Genomic DNA, 22,373 nt, shown 5'->3' with positions numbered 1-22,373 from the left:
GGCTATATTCATTCTGGACCGGAAGAATTGTGTCAGTTTCATAAATCAAAAACGGAAGTACGCTTGGTATATACCAAATCTTTAATGCGCAACCAAAATGCCAGAAACAAATAAAGAGCAAAGCCAAAACCTAAGGTTACGAACGTTAGGTAAATGAACGATGTACGAACTACCCTAGCCCGTATTCCCAACCTTTCGGCTATTCTACGACACACCTCAAAACCACGCTTTTGAAAGTAATAAAGTAATTTATAGAAGATGTTCATATTGATGTTTGAAACTTATAGTATGGCCGGTTAAAGCATATTTTCAAAACCTTCAGGTTCAAATTTAACCATTTCAGCGCAATAAATGAGTACCTACGGCACATTGTAGACATTTGTTCTGAGTGCAATAGGTATTGTACAGTTGAAGCAAAGCCTGGCTTTCCTGTGCATTGGTAGAAACAAGCCCATGTAAACTGTAATTTTGAACTACGGTATTCTCTTCCTGTTTAATTTTTGATATAATATTGATAATGCGCTCATGAACCTCCTTGCCTTGGTATTTGGCATAACAAAATTGAAGCGGCAAAATAGCATTCACCACTAATAAATCTATAAACTTAGGTGTAAGCTTTTTAGTCTTCTTTTTTGATTCTTTTCCAAAAGTATAATGACTGTTCCAATACGTACTGGCCGAAACTTCGAACAACCCATACATCTCGTCTAAACTTGATGCCGAGACTACCTTTTGAAACAATGAGGAATGTGCCCCATACAAATTGGCCAATTGCGATAAACGAATGGTAGGGAAATTAGGTGGCCTTAGTTTAAAGAATTCCGGTTTTAGAACACTTTCATCCTTTAAATTATACTTTTTCTTTTGATAGATATATTCCTTTTTCAGTTGAATGTAATGTTCATCCAAAATCTTGGAATCCTCAAGTAAATGCGTCATACCAAACAACAAACTTTCCATCTGAAATACACGCTGTTGTTGTTTTCTAAAAATAGAAAACTCTAGTGCGGAGCCCAGACTCAAAAATGAAGCTCCGTTTATTTTAAGCCCAAAGGTTTTTAAAAGCAGCGTAAACAGCACTTGTTCCCAGTCGCTATTGGACTTCTTTAGCAAGTCAAACACAAATTCAGCCTTAACCTCTAGGCGCTCAAAATAAAGTCGCTCCAACCAATTTTTCAGCAAGAAGTCATCAACATCACCAATATCTTTCTCGCAATTAATAAAACGGACTTCATTTTTATCAAATAACTTTTGATACGATTGTAAGAGTTGCAACGGAATGTATTTACGGAGTTCCAGAGTAGGGATAAGGCTATTGTCTTTTCTAAATACCTCCGCATCATCTTCCCATACTACGTGCAGTATTACATTATTATAGTTATCATCTTCCTCATGACCATGGGCGTACCAATCAGATGATTTTATATGCATCTCAACATTGCCCGCCCAAACCTGACCATCAATACGTATTTTGGCATTAAAGAAATCAGGCCCTGCCAATAGGTTATGCGCACCAAAATTCAAAATGGTCAAAGACTCCCCTTGGGCGGTAACCAATTGATCAGGCTGTACTTTTTTGTGCTTCCAGATAAAATGAAGAAGATCTTCGCGCATGGCAAAAAGTTTGGCTTTACTACGCACAATGTAAAGACAAAAAATGTAAAATCTAAATTACGGGAAACAAGAAGTCCCCAAAGACACCCATACCGGACATCTATTGAGGACTCTATTTTATTGAAACTTTATGAGGATAAAAAAAATTATTCCCCTTCTACAGCTCCGTCCCAGTTCATAAAGCCACCTTCCAAATTATAGGCATTTTCTATACCTACACTGTTCATAATGGCACAAGCCTGACCGCTACGATTACCACTACGGCAATACACGTAGTAATTTTTGCTTTTGTCCAGCTTTTCTATTTCGTTCAAAAAATCCTGTCCAAGATAAAAATCTATATTGGTTGAGTTGGGTATATACCCTTCTTCTACTTCCTCAGGGGTTCTAACATCAAGGACAAATGCGTTATCATCCTTTTCTAGTTGCTCTTCCCATTCTTCTTGTGATAAATTCATAACGTTCTTTTTTATCGCTACCGCGGATATCAATTAAAATTCAAAATTACGGATTTTGACGCAAAGGCATTCCCAAAATATTTAACAAAAAATTACCGATTTAATATAACAGCAAATGAAATACAAAGCATACATTTGTATATACAATAGTTGTAACAACATGAATGTTGAAAATATTATAAAGACCCAGAAAGAGATTCCTTTAAAAAGTAGAACGGTGATTCACCTTTTCTTGGTCAATACTATGATAACCGAAGCCTTAAGTACGGCATTGAAACCTTACGGTGTATCACTTCAACAATTTAATGTATTACGGATACTAAGAGGTCAAAATGGCAAACCTGCTAGTTTGGCTACACTTAATGAACGTATGGTCACCAAGATGAGCAACACCACACGTTTGGTAGACAAATTACTATTAAAAGGATATGTAGATAGAAAAGTATGCCCCTCCAACCGAAGAAAGGTAGAAATACGTATAACAGATGAGGGACATGAGGTTTTAAAACAAATGGACGCCTCAATGTCCGAAGCGGAAGACAAAGTACTTCAAAATATTTCGGATAAAGAAATGGAACAACTAAACGCATTGCTTAATAAATTTGAATAGGAACACTAATTATTAATTAAATTTTAAATCAATTATGAAAAAAGGAGTATTTAGTTTGGCGCTTGCCTTGGTCTTTGGGGTAGCAACAGCAACAGAACCTGTAGCTGAAGAAAAAAAAGAAGTAAAAACAGATGCCAGTACCATTACTTGGAAAGCTTATAAGGTAACCGGGTCTCACTATGGTAACGTTAACCTTAAATCAGGAACTTTGATTTTTGATGGCGACAAACTTACCGGTGGTGAATTTGAAGCGGATATGACCACACTTGTGGCTACTGATCTTGAAGGGGAATCCAAAGGTAAATTAGAAGGACATCTAAAATCCGCAGATTTCTTTGCTACGGAGAAACACACAGCTGCAAAATTGGTTTTCACCAATGTAAAGGCTACTGGCAAAAATGCTTATGAAGTTACTGGTGACTTGACCATTAAAGGTATTACCAAGCCTGTAACTTTTGACGTTTCCGTTTACGGTAGCAAAGCAACTGCATCTGTAAAAGTAGATAGAACAGCTTATGACATTAAATATGGTTCCGGAAGTTTCTTTGAAAACTTAGGGGACAAAACTATTTATGACGAGTTTGATCTTGTGGTAGATTTAGAATTCTAAATTACTTTAAAAGCTTAAATACATGCCCTGCATTTTCACACGATTGCAGGGTTTTGTTTTTTTCAAACAATAGGTTTGTGGTTTTAAAAATGATTTCTATATTTGAGCCAATGAACAGAAATAACGTAAATACTTGGTGGTGGAACAACTCTCGACAGATATCGTGAGCTAGCACCATTGTAGTAAAACTATATAAAGGCTTGTCATCACGACAAGCCTTTTGCATTTGAATACTATCAACATGAAGTACAAATTAAAATCTTATCACAAAAAAATTCTGGCAGATACCATTACGCCGGTAAGCGTCTATCTCAAAATTAGAGACCGCTTTCCCAATAGTATTTTGCTAGAAAGTAGCGACTACCATGCGACGGACAATAGTTTTTCGTATATCTGCTGCAACCCTATTGCCTCTATAAAAATAGAGAACGAAACTATTGTTGAACGTTTTCCCGATCAGACTTCCAACGAAACGGAAATAAATCCGGATACGGATGTTGTAAAGGTACTTCATGATTTCAGCAAAAAATTTGAGGCCGAAGAAAGTGATTTCAAATTCATAAACAACGGTATTTTTGGCTACATGGCCTATGATGCGGTACGTTATTATGAGGATGTTAAAATCAGTAAGAAAGACAACTCCGTAACCATCCCGGATATCTATTATGCGGTCTACCAAAACATCATTGCTATAGACCATCATAAGAACGAGGCCTATATTTTTGCACATTGCTATAACTCCGAGGAAAATACGGCCGAAATTGCACACATTTTAAACGTACGTACGTTTGCCTCCTATGATTTTTCCTTGGATGGAGAAGCCACTTCTAATCTGGAGGATGAAGAATACAGGGAACATGTGCGGTTGGCCAAGAAACATTGCCAACGGGGCGATGTTTTTCAATTGGTATTGTCTCGCCGTTTCTCCCAAGGTTTTAAAGGAGATGAATTTAATGTATACCGTGCACTTCGTAGTGTAAACCCTTCTCCCTATTTATTCTACTTTGATTATGGCGATTTTAAAATTTTTGGAAGCTCACCGGAGGCACAGCTTATTGTAAAGGATGGTAATGCTGAAATCCACCCTATTGCAGGAACTTTTAAACGCACCGGTAATGATGAACAAGATGCTGTTCTGGCCAAAGAACTTACCGAAGACGATAAGGAAAATAGTGAACACGTAATGCTTGTAGATTTGGCCCGTAATGATTTAAGCCGAAACGGAAGCATGGTAAAAGTGGCTAATTATAGAGAAGTTCAGTTCTTTTCCCACGTAATCCATTTGGTATCCAAAGTAGTGGGACAAAAGAAAAAAGACATTCCTACCATGAAAGTGGTTGCAGATACATTTCCTGCCGGTACGCTTAGCGGTGCACCAAAACACATGGCCATGCAACTCATTGAAAAATATGAAAAAACAAGTAGGGGCTACTATGGCGGTGCCATTGGTTTTATGGATTTTGACGGCAATTTTAACCATGCCATTATGATCCGTACTTTCTTAAGCAAAAATCACCAATTGCATTACCAGGCGGGCGCAGGTCTTGTGGCCGCATCAGATCCGGAAGACGAACTTCAAGAAACATACAACAAATTAGGTGCATTGACCAAGGCATTGAAAATTGCTGAAACCATATAACCATGAAGAAGATTTTAGTAATAGACAACTACGATAGTTTTACGTATAATTTGGTTCATTATTTAGAGGACCTAGATTGTCAGGTTATTGTAAAACGTAACGACCAACTGACTTTAGAGGAGGTTGATGTTTTTGATAAAATTGTGCTTTCACCAGGCCCTGGTATTCCAGATGAGGCAGGGCTTTTAAAAGAGATAATTGCCAAGTACGCCCCTACAAAGAGTATTTTTGGTGTGTGTCTGGGGCAACAGGCCATATGCGAAGTTTTTGGCGGATCTCTTATTAATTTAGATGAAGTGTATCACGGTATTGCTACGGAAATTACATTAACAAAAGACGATCCTAATTTTAAGGGACTCCCTAAAAAATTATTGGTGGGCCGCTACCATTCATGGGTAGTAGACCCTAATTTACCGGAAAGCCTAGAAGCCACTTCTATTGATGGAAACGGTCAGGTTATGTCCTTACGTCATAAAGTTTATGACGTTTCCGCAGTGCAGTTTCATCCAGAATCGGTTTTAACCCCAGAAGGCAAAACAATCCTGTCTAATTGGGTCAAGAATTAAATAAAAACCATTTCCCGGAGAACTTATTAAACAGTAGCTAGAACAGTATCATGAAAGAAACATTAAACAAACTTATCAATCACGATATTCTTCCCAAGGAAGAAGCAAAACAAGTATTGGTAAACATTGCTAAAGGAGATTACAATACAAGTCAGATTGCCGCATTCCTAACGGTATACATGATGCGTAGTATTACGGTAGATGAGCTGGAAGGTTTTCGTGACGCACTACTGGAACTGTGTATGGCAATAGACCTTTCTGAATACGACCCTATTGACCTTTGCGGAACCGGTGGTGACGGAAAAGATACCTTTAACATTTCCACCCTTGCCTCTTTTGTAACGGCAGGAGCTGGAGTTCATGTAACCAAACATGGCAACTACGGGGTTTCATCAAAATGTGGAAGTAGCAATGTGATGGAATTTCTTGGTATAAAATTCAGTAATGAGGCAGATTTCTTGAAAAAATCCATAGAAGAAGCAGGTATCTGTGTTTTACACGCCCCTCTTTTTCACCCTGCCATGAAAAATGTTGGCCCTATCCGAAGGGAATTGGCGGTAAAAACATTTTTTAACATGTTGGGACCAATGGTTAATCCTGCATTCCCAAAGAATCAGATGGTAGGTGTTTTTAATTTGGAACTGGCCCGTATGTACGGCTACCTTTATCAAAACACCGATAAGAAATTTACCGTACTCCACGCTTTGGATGGGTATGACGAAATATCGTTGACCGGAAATACAAAAACCATTTCTAACAACAGCGAAAGCATGTTAAAGCCAGAAGATTTTGGTGTGCAAAAAATACAACAGTCCCAGATTGTGGGCGGCGACTCCATTGAAGATTCTGCTCAGATATTTATGAACGTACTACAAGGCCGTGGTACGGAAGCTCAGAACAATGTGGTGTGTGCCAATGCGGGAATTGCCATTGCAACGGTAAAGAACCTAACTCCAAAAGAAGGTTTTGAAAAAGCCAAAGAATCACTTTTAGCCGGGAAAGGCCTAAATGCCTTAAGGAAGTTGCAAGAGTTGAGTAAAAATTAAAACAGTATTCAAGAGCTAATCATAAGCATGAACATTCTAGATAAAATAGTAGCCGACAAACGTAAGGAAGTAGACCTTAAAAGCGCACTTATTCCGGTTTCACAATTAGAAAAATCGGTTTTGTTCTCGCGCAGTACGGTGTCTTTGAGCAATACACTACGGAACAGCAATAGCGGTATTATTGCAGAACATAAGCGTCGCTCTCCGTCAAAATCGGAAATCAACCAAGGGTTGAACGTTCAAGATGTAGCTACCGGATACGAAAATGCCGGAGTTTGTGGCATGTCTGTTTTAACAGATGGAAAATATTTTGGTGGTTCTTTAGATGATTTACTATTGGCCCGTGCAGCAGTTCAAATGCCTTTATTGCGAAAAGAGTTCATAATTAACGAATATCAAATTTTAGAGGCCAAAGCCCACGGAGCGGATGTCATTCTTCTTATAGCGGCCATCTTGTCCAAAGAAGAAATAAAAACGTTTTCAGAATTGGCAAAAAGTCTGGACCTAGATGTGTTATTGGAAGTACACAACGAAGCCGAATTGCACAAAAGTATTATGCCCAGTCTGGATATGCTTGGCGTCAATAACCGAAACCTAAAAACCTTTGAAGTGAGCTTGGAGACCAGCAAATCACTATCACAACTAATTCCGGATGATTTTGTAAAGGTTTCCGAAAGCGGCATCAGTTCCATTGAGGCTATTCAGGATTTAAAACCTTACGGGTACCAAGGATTTTTAATCGGGGAAAACTTTATGAAGACGGACAACCCTGGTGAGCACGCCAAGAAATTCATAAAACAATTGTCGTAATTGCGACCCAATAGCAATGACTAAAATGGACTATCATTACACGACCAAAAAAGACGGGCCTTCTACCATAGAAAATGCCCCGATTAAGCTGAAGGTGTGTGGTATGAAGAAAAATACATCTGAAATTGCCAACCTAAAACCGGACTATCTTGGTTTTATTTTTTGGGACAGATCCAAAAGGCATTTTTCAGGCCCAATGAAACCTATTCCCCATACCGTTAAAAAGGTAGGTGTATTTGTAGACGCCAGTATTGAAACTGTAGTTGCCCGTATTGAAGATTACGAACTTTTATTGGTACAACTACACGGTTCAGAGAGTCCGGAGTACTGTGCGCAACTTAGGGCTAAAGCCAAGCAGGTACAAATTATAAAAGTGTTCTCAATCAAAAATAATTTTGATTTTGACATCTTGAAGCCGTACGAATCCGTGTGCGATTTCTACCTTTTTGATACCAAGGGAGAATTACCGGGTGGCAACGGTTATGCTTTTAATTGGGGAGTACTTAAGGAATATCCCTCAACCAAACCTTATTTCCTAAGTGGTGGCATAGGACTAAACGAAATAGATTCCCTAAAAGAATTTATGAAAAGACCCGAAGCAAAATACTGCCACGCTATTGACGTGAACAGTAAGTTTGAGATAGAACCGGGACTTAAGGATGTTGAGAAAGTAAAAGAATTTAAAAAAGAACTTGGCCTAAAACAGTAGTACATCTGTTGATGCCATTTACCTAATACGAATGAATATGAAAACGTATCAAGCGGACGAAAAAGGATATTATGGGGAGTTTGGAGGTGCTTTTATTCCAGAAATGCTCTACCCCAATACCGAAGAACTACGGCAGAACTATATTCGCATTATGCAGGAACCTTCCTTTAAGGAGGAGTTTGATCAGTTGTTGAAAGATTACGTGGGCCGCCCTACCCCGCTTTATTTTGCGGAAAGACTTTCAAAGAAATACAACACAAAAATATACCTTAAGAGAGAAGACCTTTGCCATACCGGAGCACACAAGGTTAACAATACTATTGGTCAGATTCTTATGGCCAAGAAATTGGGCAAAAACAGAATTATAGCCGAAACAGGTGCCGGACAACATGGTGTGGCAACCGCAACGGTCTGTGCGCTTATGGGCATTGAATGCATCGTATACATGGGCGAAATTGATATTGCCAGACAAGCCCCCAACGTAGCCCGTATGAAAATGCTAGGAGCAGAAGTTAGGCCAGCACTCTCCGGAAGCAGAACTTTAAAAGACGCTACCAATGAAGCCATTCGCGATTGGATCAATAATCCGGTAGATACGCATTACATTATTGGTAGTGTTGTGGGGCCACATCCTTACCCGGATATGGTAGCCCGGTTTCAATCCGTTATTTCGGAAGAAATCAAATGGCAATTAAAAGAAAAAGAAGGTCGCGAAAATCCAGATTACGTAGTGGCCTGTGTTGGTGGAGGAAGTAATGCCGCCGGTGCATATTACCACTATCTGGATGTTCCCGAAGTGGGTATCATAGCTGTGGAAGCGGCTGGTAAAGGAATAGATACCGGTGAAAGTGCAGCCACATCGGCATTAGGAAAAGTGGGCATCATTCACGGAAGCAAAACCTTATTGATGCAGACTGATGATGGCCAGATTACGGAACCTTATTCCATTTCTGCAGGATTGGATTACCCTGGTGTTGGACCAATGCACGCCAATTTGTTTGCATCGGGCCGTGGAGAATTTATATCCATTACGGATGAGGATGCTATGAATGCAGGATTGCTGTTGTGTAAGACCGAAGGCATTATCCCGGCCATAGAATCTTCACATGCATTGGCTGTTCTTGAACACCGAAAATTCAAGCCCGAAGATGTGGTGGTAATCAATCTGTCCGGTCGTGGTGACAAGGACCTCAACAATTACATTGAATTTTTTAATCTATAAAATATCTGGACTAGGTTATCCAAAGTAATTCGGATTAAACTTGTCCATCCTCACAAAAGGAAATAGCATTTTAAACTATGGCTAATAGAATAAAAGAAAAACTAAACGAAGACGGAAAACTACTTTCTATCTATTTTACCGCAGGCTACCCTAAATTAGGTGATACTGTAAAAATTATTCAACAGTTGGAAAAAAACGGTGTGGATATGATTGAAATAGGACTTCCTTTTAGCGATCCGCTTGCAGACGGCCCCACTATTCAACAAAGTTCCACTGCAGCGCTTAAAAACGGCATGACCACCGAGATTCTTTTTGATCAATTAAAGGATATTCGTGAATCTGTTTCCATTCCATTAATTATCATGGGATATTTTAATCCTATGCTACAATATGGAGTTGAGGCCTTCTGTAAAAAGTGTCAGGAAATAGGTATAGACGGACTTATTATACCCGATTTACCAGTTGATGTGTATCATGACGAATACAAAGCGACTTTTGAAAAATACGGCCTTATAAATGTATTCTTGATTACGCCACAAACTTCGGATGAACGTATTCGATTTATTGATTCGGTTTCGAACGGTTTTATCTATATGGTAAGTTCCGCTAGTGTTACAGGAGCACAATCCGGCTTTGGCGATGAACAGCAAGCTTACTTCCAACGCATTGCGGATATGAAATTGAACAACCCTCAAATTGTTGGTTTTGGAATAAGTAACTCCGAAACTTTTGAGCAAGCTACGAAATCTTCAAAAGGGGCAATTATCGGCTCTGCTTTTATCAAGCATTTGAACGGCCACGGTGTTGACGGAATTTCAACTTTTACCAAAACTATTAGATAATTCTCAGACTTTAACACTCCCTAACAAAGGTTTAAAAAGCCTTTAACCCTGATTGCCAATTACATTTCTTAGTTTAAGACTGAACTAAAAAACGTAACAACATGGGAATGATTGATGATAAGAGAAAATTTAAAAGAAAAGTAGAACAAAGTAATCCTACAAACCCAAACGGGAATACGGGTATTGACACCAATACCTTTGATATTGAAAAGGATACTATTAAAGATCAACAAAACAAGCAATAGTGCACAGCACTTTTAAAATAAAAAAGCCCTTACTCACGTAAGGGCTTTTCGTTTATTATGCCGAGTTTCTACTGGCGTTTATATTACCATAGAGCGAACGGGTGACGATTTTCTCATACTCGTCCTTAAAGCTCGTTTCCTTTCCTATTTTTTGCAATGCAAATTGCTGAATAACCAACAACGGAAGAACAATATTCTCTCGTATTTTAATGGATTCCCGAGAAACTGCTTCGTTTTCCATCAAAATTTTACTGCCTGATATCTGCAATAACATTTTCTTTGATAACTGATACTCTTCATGCAGTATATTCCAGAATGCACCGTATTCCTCATCTTGCTTCATGTATGAGGTCAACTCAAAATAACACTTGGAAAGTGACATCATGCTATTGCTCATCAAAGCCTTAAAGAAAGGTACTTCTTTGTACAGTTTTTTAAGCTCAGACATTCTGCCTTCGTTCTTTATAGTTTGGATTGCCGTACCCAAACCAAAGTAGCCTGGTACATTTTGCTTCAATTGGCTCCATGAACCTACAAAAGAAATAGCCCTTAAATCTGTAAGTTCCAGTTTCTTCTTGTTTCCTCTTTTACCCGGTCTACTACCAATGTTAGCTTTTTGATAGTATTTTAAAGTACTTCTGTTCTCTAGGTAAGAAATAAACTTATCATGTTGCTTAAGCGCATCGTACTTCTCAAAACTAAGTTCAGAAAGTTGTTCTATTAATTTTCTATGTTCTTTGGAAATTACATTTTCCTTACCAAAAAGGTTATTGGAAAGACCTGCGGTTAACAATTGTTCACTGTTGTGAATAAATTGCTCTTTGGTACCGTAGGTACTTGTAATGGTCTGTCCTTGTATAGTTAATTGAATTTCATGATTGGCAATACTCTTGGTCTGTGCCGCATAGAAACGGTGCGTCTTTCCTCCTCCACGGGCCGGTGGACCTCCACGACCATCAAAGAAAATAGCGTTAAATCCATTTTTATCACAAACTTTGGAGAGGGTTTCCTTGGTCTTAAAAATCGCCCAGTTGGCCTTCAAATAACCGCCATCTTTTGTACCATCGGAAAAACCGAGCATTATGGTCTGGTTGTTATTTCTTCTCTCTAAATGTGCTTTGTATTCAGGAAGGTTAAAAAGCGTTTGCATGGTGTTTTCTGCACCATCCATACCGTTCATAGTTTCGAACAAAGGCACGATATCAAAACTAATATCCTCTTTCTTCCAACCACACCATCTGAATAACCCAAAAACGAACAATACTGAAAAGATATCCTCCGAATTACTAATAATGTAACGGTTACAGCCATCCTCACCATTAGTGTCTTGAATACTCTTTAATTGTTTTATATTGGTAATGGTATCTTTTACGATATCTTCTGAGTAATCGCTTGCATTAACCGTCAAATTCTTATTGATCAAAAGGTCTACCAATGCATCTTGCGAAAGCTCACTGATATCTTCTTTAATCAAATTATTCTGCTTCAATATGCTTTCTATGGCCAAGACATGTTTGCTATGATCTTGTCTTACATCCAAGGTTGCAAAGTGCGTTTTAAAAATTTTCACCTTATCAATAAAGTTCTCCAACTCCTTTAAGTAAAGGCTGTGGTATTTACTGATTAATAGCTCTTTTATTTCAAGAAGTGGCTCTAGAATATCTGCATACCCTACTGTTTTCTTGGAATCGAACATAGCAGTATATAAGTTGCTACGAAGCTTTTGAATAGGCTCTTGAACATCTTTGAAGGTCAATTTTTTCTGAATGATCTTCAAATCATTATAATAGCACTTCATTAGGTTAAGACGTAGTTCATCTGCCACATCTTTGGTAATATCTGCAGTTACGAACGGATTTCCATCACGATCGCCCCCTGGCCAAAAACCTAACTTCATTATGTTATGGTTCTCAAAATCGGCTTTGTTGATGTTCTCTTTGATATAGGCATATAAATCACCTACCGCGTTATAATACACGTGACGCAAGAAGTAAATAATATTCTTGGCCTCATCTAAAGGAGTAGGTTTTTTAGAGTTGATCAACGAGGTTAAACCTAACTGTTGCAAGGCTACATCTATATCATCTATTTTATCTTCAAGAATAAGAGAACGCAATTTTTCAATAATATCCAAAACTGCAGGTGTGTAGAACTGCGTTGGGTGCGCCGTTAAAACCAAGCGAGCACTAAAAGACGATAATTTCTTGGACACCTTATCCCAGCTTTTGTTCTTATCAACCAATTCAAAATAATCCTTAATGGATAATGAACGGGTGTGTTCCTGTAGTTTAGGAAAAGCAGCGTCTTCAACACTATCATACAACACTACTTGTCTTTCTACGTACTGTATGATTTTGAACATAAAGTCGATTTGGTCTTTCTCAGAATCGATATCTGCATAATTCTTAAAAAAACCTTCTAGAATTTCCTCGGGATTAAGACCTGAACCCAATCCTTTTTGGCACTGATCCAACAATAATGGAATAAGCATACCAACGTTCTCAATATTGCGATAAGGCAAATTTAAGAACAGGCTGTTGTAAACGTTAAACTTATTGTTGACCGATTTTTTAAACTCAACCAATCTTTCTGAATGCGGCATATGTTATTTTAAAATTTAAAGACAATTATATATCGATTTCGATTGGTAAATATCGGCAATAATCCATGACTATTACCACTCCAATACATCATATAACAAAAATACCACACTACACCACAAAAACAACAGCCTTGACAACAATAATTACCCGGCAACCTTATATCTAGGTACATTTACCATGTAATTAATACGGATTTAAATTTTTTCATTTTCATATAGTGTTCTCGTAAAAGAGTCTTGTCTTAACTGACAGGACTCTTTTTAGTTTACGGCTATATGAATTCTATTTTAATCTGGCGGAAGAGACCTTCTTAAGAGGTGAAAAATTCACGATACTGCATCACCCTAAAATCCAGAGTGTTAAAACTGGCATCTGCAGCTTTCATTCTTTTATACGCATCTAAACTACCTACTGCCCTATTTGCTGCTCCCGATGGTGCCGTTAAAGAAACCGTACGAACCGTACGTTTGGATTTGGGCAGCTGCAATTCGTAGACTCGTGGTACGTGTTCGGAAATTGTTTTTAATTTATGTCCTAAAGGTTTTAGAAGTCTCCTAAAAAAATATTCGGGTCCGTTTTTGCTATTACCCCCCATAAAGAGCACGGTTTTAAGGTTAAGGTACTGTTCCAAATAGAAAAGCAGGTCTCTTAAGCGCACATTTTGCATTCCTAAATCAGAAGCATCTACTTTATCACGTTCGGCACTTTCTACAATATCACAAACGCCAATTTTATTTTTGACTAAAAAATTCTTGCGTTGCTCAATAGCAAAATGGGTGTTTTCATATACCAACCCCAACTCAAAGATACGATCAAGAATAGGCCAAAGCATACCATTTCTACTTCCATAGCAAAAATCTACATCATCAGGCTTTAACTCTCCTGTAGTAAACCTAGGCGGTGGAAGCGTGCCAACGATTAACTTTTCCGTTTCTTCAAAAATAAAAGGCTCGTAAGGGTGTGCATGTAAAAACATAGATGCAAAAATACACCTATTTAAGCGTCAGCACCAAATCTTCCGAATTAACCAAAGAACCACCCTTTAATTGAATCATGGCCACCACACCTTCTTCCGTAGCCGTTACCGTAGTCTCCATTTTCATGGCTTCAATAACGAACAATGGTTGGTTGCGTTTTACTTCCTGACCCGGTTTTACCAACACATTGGATAGTAAGCCTTGCAAGGGTGCCCCTATCTGTTTTGGATCGCTCGTATCCGCTTTTACATTTTCCTGTTTTTCTACCTTTACAGAGGTATCCTTGATCAGCACATTTCTCAACTGGCCATTGATCTTAAAGAAAATACTAACGTTGCCAGCCTCATCAGGTTCACCCTTGAGCATTAAAGAAATAAGTACGTTTTTACCACCTTCCAATTCTACCATTATCTCCTCGCCCACATCCATACCGTAAAAGAAGTTCTTGGTAGGTATGTTCACTACATTACCATACTTTACATGATTGTTATAGGCATCCGTGAAAACTTTTGGATATAACTTAAAGGATAGAAAATCCGTCATTTCAAGTTCTCTTCCCATGCCCTTTTTAAACTTTCTTTTAAAAGCCTTGAACTCCTTGTCAAAATCTATAGGTTCCAAATGGGCATTTGGTCTATTGGAATACGGTTTTTCATCTTTTAAAACAATCTTTTGCAACTTTTTAGGAAATCCACCAACGGGCTGGCCCAAATCTCCGCGGAAAAAACTTTTCACAGATTCCGGAAAAGAAATATCCTGTCCTTTTTCCATTACATCCGTTACCGTGAGGTTATTGCTTACCATATACTGCGCCATATCTCCCACTACCTTAGAGCTAGGGGTAACCTTTACAATATCTCCAAACATTTGATTAACCTCAGCATACATTTTAGTAACCTCGGTAAATTTGGTCTCAAGACCTAAAGCTATGGCTTGCCCTTTTAAATTGGAATATTGTCCTCCTGGTATTTCATGCTGATATACATCTCCCGTTCCCGATTTTAACCCGGACTCAAAAGTGTAATAGTAATTACGAACAGCTTCCCAATAATCTGAATATTCGCTTAATTTTTCCGTATTCAATTTATGCTCCCGTTCGTTAAAGCGAAGCATTTCTACCACCGAATTAAAATTAGGCTGGGAAGTAAGTCCGGAAAGTCCTCCCAAAGCTACATCTACCACATCTACACCGGCCTCAATAGCCTTTAGATAGGTAGCTGTCTGTACCGACGATGTATCATGGGTATGTAAATGGATGGGGATATTTATTTCGGACTTTAGTGCCTGAATCAACTCAAAAGCCGCATTAGGTTTCAAAAGTCCGGCCATATCCTTTACCCCAAGAATATGCGCTCCGGCGTTTTCTATATCCTTGGCTAACTGTACATAATACTTAAGGTCATATTTTGTTTTAGACGGATTTAAAATATCGCCTGTATAACAGATAGACCCTTCCGCTAGACCGCCTGTTCTTTTTCGGACGTGTTCAATGCAGGGCGCAAGGGACTTCATCCAGTTTAAAGAATCAAAAATTCTAAAAACATCCACACCCGTGTTCCAAGATTCCTCTACAAATTTCTCGATCAAGTTATCAGGATAAGCAGTATAACCAACTCCATTGGAACCACGGATTAGCATTTGCAACAACACATTGGGCATTGCCTTTCTCAAAAGGGCCAAACGCTCCCATGGATTTTCATGTAAAAACCTTAAACAAACATCAAAAGTTGCACCGCCCCAAACTTCCATGGAAAAAATCTCAGGGTGATTCTTGGCATAGCCTTCGGCTACTTTCATCATATCTACCGTACGCATACGTGTGGCCAACAAACTTTGATGGGCATCACGCATAGTAGTGTCCGTAAAATGTACTTTTTTCTCCGCTTTCAACCATTGTGCGAATTTTTCAGGCCCCATTTCCGTTAACCGGTCTTTTGTACCCTTGGGATAGGTATCCGCTTTTGAAAAAGACGGCACTTTTGGTTTCGTAAATTTACGGTTAGGGTCGTAATTTTTAACGTCCGGGTTTCCGTTTACAATAGTTTCCCCTAAAAATGTAATTAGTTTATTGGCCCTGTTCCTTGGCTCTACAAACTCAAAAAGTTTAGGCTCGTTCTTTATAAAGTTCACCGTTACTTTACCCTCACGGAAAGTATCATGTTTCAATATATTATCCAGAAAAGCCATATTGGTGTTCACACCACGAATACGGAATTCCGCCAAGGCTCTTCTCATTTTTCTGCAACAACCATCTAGCGTACGACTGCGCGCAGAGACCTTTACCAACATAGAATCAAAAAAGGGCGAAATAACCACACCTTGATAAATACTACCCGCATCTAAACGGATACCAAAACCAGAAGCACTTCTATAGGTTGTAACTACACCATAATCTGGTTTAAAGTCATTGGAAGGGTCTTCTGTTGTAATTCTACACTGCAAGGCAATTCCCGTAACTTGAACGGACTCCTGATCCGGTATTTTAATTTGCGTGTCCGATAGTTTATAACCTCCAGCGATAAAAAGCTGCGCCTTTATTAAATCGATATTGGTAATCATTTCCGTAACCGTATGTTCCACCTGAACACGTGGGTTTACTTCAATAAAATAGATACTACCATCATCATCTACCAGAAACTCTACCGTACCAATATTATTATAATCTACCGCCTTACATATAGCAATGGCATATTTATAAAGACTATCCTTCGTTTCCTGGGGAAGCCCGATGGACGGAGCAAATTCTATTACTTTTTGATACCGTCTTTGCACGGAACAATCCCGCTCATAAAGGTGAACCATATTGCCATGGGTATCCGCTACAATCTGAATTTCAATATGCTTGGGATTCTCCACAAACTTTTCCAAGAAAACGGTGTCATCACCAAAAGCATTCAACGATTCCCTTTTTGCTTCCGGAAATCCCTTTTTTAATTCCTCTTCAGTTCTTATAACCCGCATACCACGACCTCCACCACCAGAAGCCGCCTTTAGCATAAGCGGATAACCTATTCGCTTAGCTTCGGCAAGAGCAATTTTTATATCTTTTAAATCCTTATCACTACTTTGTATAATAGGAATGTTATTGGCAACTGCCACTTCTTTGGCCGTAATTTTATCGCCCAACGCCCTTAACACGGAAACTTTAGGCCCTACGAATACAATACCGTTATCTGCACATTTCTGGGCAAATTTGGAATTTTCAGAAAGAAAGCCATACCCGGGATGAATGGCATCTACGTTATTTTCCTTGGCCACTTTAATAATGGCATCAATATCCAAATAGGGTTTTAAAGGTTCATTATCTTCACCTATCTGATACGATTCATCGGCTTTATAACGGTGCAAGGAATACCGGTCTTCATAGGTATATATTCCAACGGTACGAACACCAATTTCAACACAGGCCCTAAAAATACGTATAGCTATCTCTCCTCTGTTCGCTACTAAAACCTTTTCTATTTTCATGTGTTGCGTTGTTTAAATTCGTACCAAAAAACCGATTCAAACAAACTTAACTTTTTTGCTTTAGGATAACAATATGATATTCTTATAAATTATAGGAATTTTGTGAAGTTTCTTCTGACGAACAAGGTCACTTTAAGACCCTTCATTTGACATTCCCGACTTAATATTGTATGTTGAAGAAAAGAACTACATATTATGGGAAGAGGAGACAAAAAATCAAGAAGAGGTAAAATAGCAAATAGATCTTATGGAGCAAGACGACCAAGAAAAATCAAGAGACGCCCCACCGTAGAAGAAAAAATTGATATAAAGAAAAAGAAATAATGGTTTCTAGATGTAAAGCGATTCGTTTTTAAGCTGGTTTTAAGGGGTGATAGATAGCAGAGAAAACTAGAATTTTTTTTTTATTTATTTATGTCCAAAAGTTATTGTCCAGCCAATCCCGATTTGATACCCTGATTGCGCTTTATCACTAACTAAGGGAAAAAAACTGTAAAGCCCAAGACTACTGGTGCTACTAAGCTTATATTTTGGAGAAAAAGACAAGCCGTAGTTAAAAAAAGTTTCATTATTAGAAAAGTCCTTTTCAAAGCCTATTCGTTCATTGACCAAGGTTCCTTTTGTACTTGCAAAACTTACACCAATAGGTACTTCAGCACTTAACTGTATTTTATTAAAATTTAAAGTGTATCCAAAATTTGCCGTTGGTATTAAACGCATATCTACATCGTTTTTTAAATATGCATCAGGCTCGGATTCTCCTTTAAAATCAAAATATGCAACCATTGAAAACCCCAAAGTAAAATGATGTTTATTTTGGGAAAGTGGTAAAGTACATTTACCGTAAGCACCGTAATACAGAGCTTCATCACCAGCCGCGAGCACTCCTATCTCTATTGAATTACCATTTGTTTTCTGCGCGCATAAAGCTGACCCAAAAAAGAGAAATAAAATAATCACCATTGTTTTAATCGATAAATACATAGTCCAATCCCTTTTTAAATATTTCACTAGCAGAACCACTGTGTCCACTTTTTTCTATTAATTCACTCCTATGCTTAAAATTTGGATAGTTTCTAGAATTGAGCCTTTCATTCATTTCCGCAAAGGATGCCAACATAACCCCACCTTCTAAGGTGCCCATACCATTGTAGAATTTCACGTCCAAATCGTTATGAGAATTAGCATAAGACTCCTCAAACTCAAATATAACCCCAGCATCATACCAATATGATGTACCGCTTGATATGAATTTATTGAAAGGGTTTGAAGCTCTTTCTTGAGCCATTGCATATTGTGTAAATAGTCCACCAAAGGAATGGCCAAGTAGTGTTTTGTTATTGGATGGATCTATACTGTACCTAGATTCTAATTTGGGTATTAATTCATTCTTAATAAATTGATAGAATTTTTCAGCACCACCAGAACCGTGGGCATAAGCAGTAGGTGTATAATCTCTATTTCTCTGATTGTTGTTACCAATAGCAACCAAAATACAAGAAGGTATACTTTCGCTTTGTACTTTATCCGATATAATACCGGCAATTGTATTAAACCTTGTGTCTCCGTCCAAAGCAATAATCAATTGATGTTTTGAATTGGCATTATAATTTTCCGGAAGAAATACATGAACAGGGTAACTGTCACTTATTATTGAAGACGCTACAACAAATTGTTCCTTTTTACCATTGACTTCAAAACTATCATCATTAGAGCAGCTAAATAATAATATGGAGAGTATAAGAATTGTTGCAAGTTTCATAGCCCTAGACTTTGCTTTAAAAGTCCAAAATCTTTAAAACTTAAAACTTATTCCAAATCAAGAAATTCCCTTTTAAGCGTTTTTTAGGTATGTTTTTTTAACCCTACTATAAGTTTCTGCAGTCATACCTAAATAATTGGCAATTAACTTTTGAGGTACCTCCTCTAAAAACCTTTTAGATTTAGAAATTGTATTCAAAAAAAGCTCATATTTTTTATAGGCGTTCTTATGCTGTAGTATTAAAGATCTCTTTTCCCGCTCTAGGTGAACTTGTTCAAATAACTTCGTGTAAATAATAGAAAACGGGTGGCTTTGTAATAGAAGTTTATCTATATCTTCTTTTTCAAAATAGATAATTTCAGAATCAGTTAATGCTTCCTGTACTTGATCTGAAGGTGAGTTCTCCATATAACTTGTAAAGTTATTGAAACTCATACCCGCCAAAGAAAAATCGATTGTAAACAGATTAGCTTCAATAATGGTATACTGATGGATAAACCCTTTTAGAACTAAACTGGTTTTTGTTTCCACCTGCCCTATACCCAACAGAAACTCTCCCTTTTTTATTTTTTTCTTCCTTATAACCTTAGCCAAAGGCTCAAAATCCTTTTCAGTTAGAGGATATACCTGGTTAAAAAAATTAAACAGGATATTTTCTTCAACAGAAAAGTGCTCTTTCATAAGGTTATTTTACTAACTACCTGATAAAAACGGGTTCGTTTTCCTTTACTGTATGGGCCTCACTGTATTCATACTCATCATAATTAAAGCCTTTAAGCTCCTCTAAAGTGTTTACATCTTTATCTATGATGTAGCGCACCATAGAACCACGGGCTTTTTTTGCATAAAAACTGATAATTTTGAGCTTATCATTCTTCCAATCCTTAAAGACCGGAGTAATGATTGGTGCCTTCAACGTTTTTTTATCAATTGCACTAAAGTATTCATTACTTGCTAGATTGATGAAAAGTTCATCATCCTGCAGCTCTTCGTTTAATTTATCGGTCAGTGTCTTTTTCCAGAATTCATAAAGGTTCTTTTTTCGTCCCACCTTTAATTGCGTACCCATTTCCAAACGATACGGCTGCATTAAATCTAACGGACGAAGAATACCGTAAAGACCCGAAAGAATGCGTAGTCTTTCTTGTAGTTTTTCCATTTTATGCGAAGGCATCGTATAGGCATCCAATCCTTGATACACATCACCATTAAAAGCATATATGGCAGGTCTCGCATTTTTTAAGGTAAAAGGCACCTCAAAATTCTGGTTCCTTTCATAATTTAATTGCGCCAAATTATCCGAAATACCCATAAGCTCAGATAAGGCTTTAGGGTTTTTCTTTGCCAAAACTTTGTTCAGTTTTAAAGCTTCTTCCAAAAATTGAGGCTGTGTTTCCTTAAATCTAGGGTATTCTTTGTCAAAATCCAGTGATTTTGCGGGTGAGATAACAATCTTCATACTCGTGTCTATTTTCAAAAACGTAAGGCAAAAATACTGATGATTATCAATATAACCTATGGCTCCAGAAAAGAGTTCTTGATACGATTATCAATGTTATCTATGGATTAACTGCTGTGCTGTGCGTAATGCCTCCACTTTTCTATACACTCTACCATGTCCTGAGGAATTTCAGAATCAAAACGCATCATCTTACCAGTTACGGGATGTACAAATCCTAAGGTTTTTGCATGCAGCGCCTGACGCGGTAAAATTTTAAACGCATTGTCTACAAATTGTTTGTATTTGGTAAATGTGGTACCCTTTAATATCTTATCCCCACCGTAGCGCTCATCATTAAAAAGGGTATGGCCAATGTACTTCATATGCACCCTAATTTGATGGGTACGGCCCGTTTCCAACTTACAGGATACCAGTGTTACGTACCCCAATCTTTCCGTAACGGAATAGTGGGTTACGGCTTCTTTGCCTTCTTCCCCATCAGGAAAGACCTGCATTTGCAAACGGTTCTTTGGGTTTCTTGCGATATTACCTTCTATGGTACCCTCATCATCTTGAACATTGCCCCAAACCAGAGCAACATATTCCCTTTCGGAAGTCTTGTCAAAAAATTGCTTTGCCAAATGGGTCATGGCCGCTTCTGTTTTTGCAACCACTAAAAGCCCTGAAGTATCCTTATCTATACGATGCACCAACCCTGGGCGCTCATTACTGTTATTAGGTAAATCCTTTGTATGATGCAAAAGGGCATTAATAAGGGTGCCGGAATAATTTCCATGACCGGGATGGACGACCATACCTGCAGGTTTGTTCACTACAAGAAGAACATCATCTTCGTAAACAACATCAATAGGAATATCTTCTGGAACTAACAGAAACTCATGGGGCGGGTGCTCAAACAAAACCTTGACCTCATCGTTGGGCTTTACCTTGTAATTTTGCTTTACAATAGTACCGTTAACCCAAATATGTCCATTTTTAGCGGATTGCTGTATTTTATTTCTGGTAGCATACTCTATAAAGTTCATTAAGAATTTATCTACCCTTAATGGCACTTGCCCTTTTGAGGCTATGACACGATGGTGCTCAAAAAGCTCATCATCGTTCAATTCTTGATTTTCCGGTGTCTGCATCTAATTATTCTGAATCTGCTTGAACCCTTGCCTCCTCAGTTATGGAACCATTGCCACAAACCAACTCAATTTTAGAAGTCTTGGGTAATTTATCGCCCGGCTTGATCTGCTTTCCTTTATACTTTATATAATAGACCATGTCCTTACCCAATTGATCTATGTAGGTAACACGTTGCACATCTAGACCAACGGCACGTAACATAGATTCTGCATTACGCTGAGTAACCTGTATAATATTAGGAACAGAAACTTTTTTATAACCAGAAGGGTTTACCGTAAAATAAATTTTTCTGTTTTCCTTAACCTTATTACCCGCAGGCGGATTTTGTTCTATAATGGAAAATCTAGGGTAATCCGGATTAAAATTTGCGGAATCCAGAACCTCATATCTCAATTTGGCCTCTTCAACAGATTTGCGCATTTCCGGCACTGACATTTTGGAAAAGTCGGGCACTTCTACAAATTCCCCGTGATTAGTGGTTGAATTTAACCAACGTAGCATAAAAAAAACAAATAAGATCAAGACCAACAGGGCCAAACCTATCTGAATAAAAAATACTTTACTTTTTAAAAAATTGAAGAAATTACGCATTGGGTTCC

At 38.0% G+C, this 22,373-nt stretch carries 23 protein-coding genes; 11 read left to right on the top strand and 12 right to left on the bottom strand.

Annotated elements, in window-relative coordinates:
* Nucleotides 1-38 precede the first annotated feature (38 nt).
* From KO513_RS05055 to KO513_RS05045, 3 genes are all read right to left on the bottom strand, one after another.
* Nucleotides 39-266, bottom strand: a complete 228-nt coding sequence (locus tag KO513_RS05055) for a PspC domain-containing protein (RefSeq protein WP_038234885.1) — start codon at nucleotides 264-266, stop codon at nucleotides 39-41.
* A 73-nt stretch (nucleotides 267-339) separates the two neighbouring features.
* Nucleotides 340-1,614, bottom strand: a complete 1,275-nt coding sequence (locus KO513_RS05050) for a DUF2851 family protein (RefSeq protein WP_215912552.1) — start codon at nucleotides 1,612-1,614, stop codon at nucleotides 340-342.
* 146 nt (nucleotides 1,615-1,760) lie between these two features.
* Entirely contained in the window at nucleotides 1,761-2,072 is a 312-nt protein-coding gene (locus KO513_RS05045) for a rhodanese-like domain-containing protein (protein ID WP_215441901.1), read from the bottom strand.
* Nucleotides 2,073-2,232: 160 nt separating this feature from the next.
* Here KO513_RS05045 and KO513_RS05040 point away from each other — a divergent pair, with 160 nt between their 5' ends.
* The 10 genes from KO513_RS05040 to KO513_RS04995 all read left to right on the top strand — a co-directional run bounded on the left by KO513_RS05040 (nucleotide 2,233) and on the right by KO513_RS04995 (nucleotide 10,371).
* Nucleotides 2,233-2,682 (top strand): MarR family winged helix-turn-helix transcriptional regulator, encoded by a 450-nt coding sequence (locus KO513_RS05040; protein WP_215912566.1) that lies wholly within the window; start codon nucleotides 2,233-2,235, stop codon nucleotides 2,680-2,682.
* A gap of 34 nt (nucleotides 2,683-2,716) precedes the next feature.
* Complete coding sequence (locus KO513_RS05035; protein WP_215912551.1) at nucleotides 2,717-3,292, top strand: YceI family protein; 576 nt, start codon at nucleotides 2,717-2,719, stop codon at nucleotides 3,290-3,292.
* Nucleotides 3,293-3,533: 241 nt separating this feature from the next.
* Nucleotides 3,534-4,931: an anthranilate synthase component I family protein gene (locus tag KO513_RS05030; RefSeq protein ID WP_215912550.1), complete on the top strand. Its 1,398-nt coding sequence runs from the start codon at nucleotides 3,534-3,536 to the stop codon at nucleotides 4,929-4,931.
* A gap of 2 nt (nucleotides 4,932-4,933) precedes the next feature.
* Complete coding sequence (locus KO513_RS05025) at nucleotides 4,934-5,497, top strand: anthranilate synthase component II (RefSeq protein ID WP_215912549.1); 564 nt, start codon at nucleotides 4,934-4,936, stop codon at nucleotides 5,495-5,497.
* A 50-nt stretch (nucleotides 5,498-5,547) separates the two neighbouring features.
* Nucleotides 5,548-6,543 carry an anthranilate phosphoribosyltransferase gene (gene trpD, locus KO513_RS05020; protein WP_215441905.1) on the top strand — a complete coding sequence of 332 codons (996 nt, stop codon included), beginning with the start codon at nucleotides 5,548-5,550 and terminating at the stop codon, nucleotides 6,541-6,543.
* A gap of 27 nt (nucleotides 6,544-6,570) precedes the next feature.
* The gene (gene trpC, locus KO513_RS05015) at nucleotides 6,571-7,353 is read left to right on the top strand and encodes an indole-3-glycerol phosphate synthase TrpC (protein ID WP_215912548.1); all 783 of its coding nucleotides are present in this window, start codon (nucleotides 6,571-6,573) and stop codon (nucleotides 7,351-7,353) included.
* A 25-nt stretch (nucleotides 7,354-7,378) separates the two neighbouring features.
* Entirely contained in the window at nucleotides 7,379-8,062 is a 684-nt protein-coding gene (locus KO513_RS05010; RefSeq protein WP_252735688.1) for a phosphoribosylanthranilate isomerase, read from the top strand.
* 37 nt (nucleotides 8,063-8,099) lie between these two features.
* Nucleotides 8,100-9,284, top strand: coding sequence for a tryptophan synthase subunit beta (trpB, locus tag KO513_RS05005; protein ID WP_215912547.1), 1,185 nt, complete (start codon nucleotides 8,100-8,102; stop codon nucleotides 9,282-9,284).
* Between the two features lie 77 nt (nucleotides 9,285-9,361).
* Nucleotides 9,362-10,126: a tryptophan synthase subunit alpha gene (gene trpA / locus KO513_RS05000; RefSeq protein WP_215912546.1), complete on the top strand. Its 765-nt coding sequence runs from the start codon at nucleotides 9,362-9,364 to the stop codon at nucleotides 10,124-10,126.
* Between the two features lie 101 nt (nucleotides 10,127-10,227).
* Nucleotides 10,228-10,371, top strand: a complete 144-nt coding sequence (locus tag KO513_RS04995) for a hypothetical protein (RefSeq protein WP_215441909.1) — start codon at nucleotides 10,228-10,230, stop codon at nucleotides 10,369-10,371.
* 55 nt (nucleotides 10,372-10,426) lie between these two features.
* Here the strand turns inward: KO513_RS04995 and KO513_RS04990 are convergent, their stop codons facing one another.
* From KO513_RS04990 to KO513_RS04980, 3 genes are all read right to left on the bottom strand, one after another.
* Nucleotides 10,427-12,973 (bottom strand): phosphoenolpyruvate carboxylase, encoded by a 2,547-nt coding sequence (locus tag KO513_RS04990; protein WP_215912545.1) that lies wholly within the window; start codon nucleotides 12,971-12,973, stop codon nucleotides 10,427-10,429.
* Between the two features lie 311 nt (nucleotides 12,974-13,284).
* Nucleotides 13,285-13,950: a uracil-DNA glycosylase family protein gene (locus tag KO513_RS04985; RefSeq protein ID WP_215912544.1), complete on the bottom strand. Its 666-nt coding sequence runs from the start codon at nucleotides 13,948-13,950 to the stop codon at nucleotides 13,285-13,287.
* 16 nt (nucleotides 13,951-13,966) lie between these two features.
* The gene (locus tag KO513_RS04980) at nucleotides 13,967-17,419 is read right to left on the bottom strand and encodes a pyruvate carboxylase (protein ID WP_215912543.1); all 3,453 of its coding nucleotides are present in this window, start codon (nucleotides 17,417-17,419) and stop codon (nucleotides 13,967-13,969) included.
* Between the two features lie 195 nt (nucleotides 17,420-17,614).
* Between KO513_RS04980 and KO513_RS04975 the strand changes: the two genes are divergently transcribed.
* Nucleotides 17,615-17,743 carry a 30S ribosomal protein THX gene (locus KO513_RS04975; protein ID WP_215441913.1) on the top strand — a complete coding sequence of 43 codons (129 nt, stop codon included), beginning with the start codon at nucleotides 17,615-17,617 and terminating at the stop codon, nucleotides 17,741-17,743.
* Nucleotides 17,744-17,827: 84 nt separating this feature from the next.
* Here the strand turns inward: KO513_RS04975 and KO513_RS04970 are convergent, their stop codons facing one another.
* From KO513_RS04970 to KO513_RS04945, 6 genes are all read right to left on the bottom strand, one after another.
* The gene (locus KO513_RS04970) at nucleotides 17,828-18,403 is read right to left on the bottom strand and encodes a hypothetical protein (RefSeq protein ID WP_215912542.1); all 576 of its coding nucleotides are present in this window, start codon (nucleotides 18,401-18,403) and stop codon (nucleotides 17,828-17,830) included.
* Entirely contained in the window at nucleotides 18,387-19,181 is a 795-nt protein-coding gene (locus tag KO513_RS04965) for an alpha/beta hydrolase (protein ID WP_215912541.1), read from the bottom strand. The genes KO513_RS04970 and KO513_RS04965 overlap by 17 nt, the downstream gene beginning before the upstream one ends.
* A gap of 72 nt (nucleotides 19,182-19,253) precedes the next feature.
* Nucleotides 19,254-19,862 carry a Crp/Fnr family transcriptional regulator gene (locus KO513_RS04960; RefSeq protein ID WP_215912540.1) on the bottom strand — a complete coding sequence of 203 codons (609 nt, stop codon included), beginning with the start codon at nucleotides 19,860-19,862 and terminating at the stop codon, nucleotides 19,254-19,256.
* 16 nt (nucleotides 19,863-19,878) lie between these two features.
* Nucleotides 19,879-20,640 (bottom strand): peroxide stress protein YaaA, encoded by a 762-nt coding sequence (gene yaaA / locus KO513_RS04955; protein ID WP_215912539.1) that lies wholly within the window; start codon nucleotides 20,638-20,640, stop codon nucleotides 19,879-19,881.
* Nucleotides 20,641-20,747: 107 nt separating this feature from the next.
* Nucleotides 20,748-21,773: an RluA family pseudouridine synthase gene (locus tag KO513_RS04950; RefSeq protein WP_215441918.1), complete on the bottom strand. Its 1,026-nt coding sequence runs from the start codon at nucleotides 21,771-21,773 to the stop codon at nucleotides 20,748-20,750.
* Nucleotides 21,774-21,777: 4 nt separating this feature from the next.
* Complete coding sequence (locus tag KO513_RS04945) at nucleotides 21,778-22,365, bottom strand: PASTA domain-containing protein (RefSeq protein WP_215441919.1); 588 nt, start codon at nucleotides 22,363-22,365, stop codon at nucleotides 21,778-21,780.
* Nucleotides 22,366-22,373: the final 8 nt, after the last annotated feature.

Origin of the sequence: Zobellia sp. B3R18, from assembly GCF_018860715.1 — a bacterium.
GTDB classification, from domain to species: domain Bacteria; phylum Bacteroidota; class Bacteroidia; order Flavobacteriales; family Flavobacteriaceae; genus Zobellia; species Zobellia russellii.
This window is presented reverse-complemented; position numbering and strand designations above follow the sequence as displayed.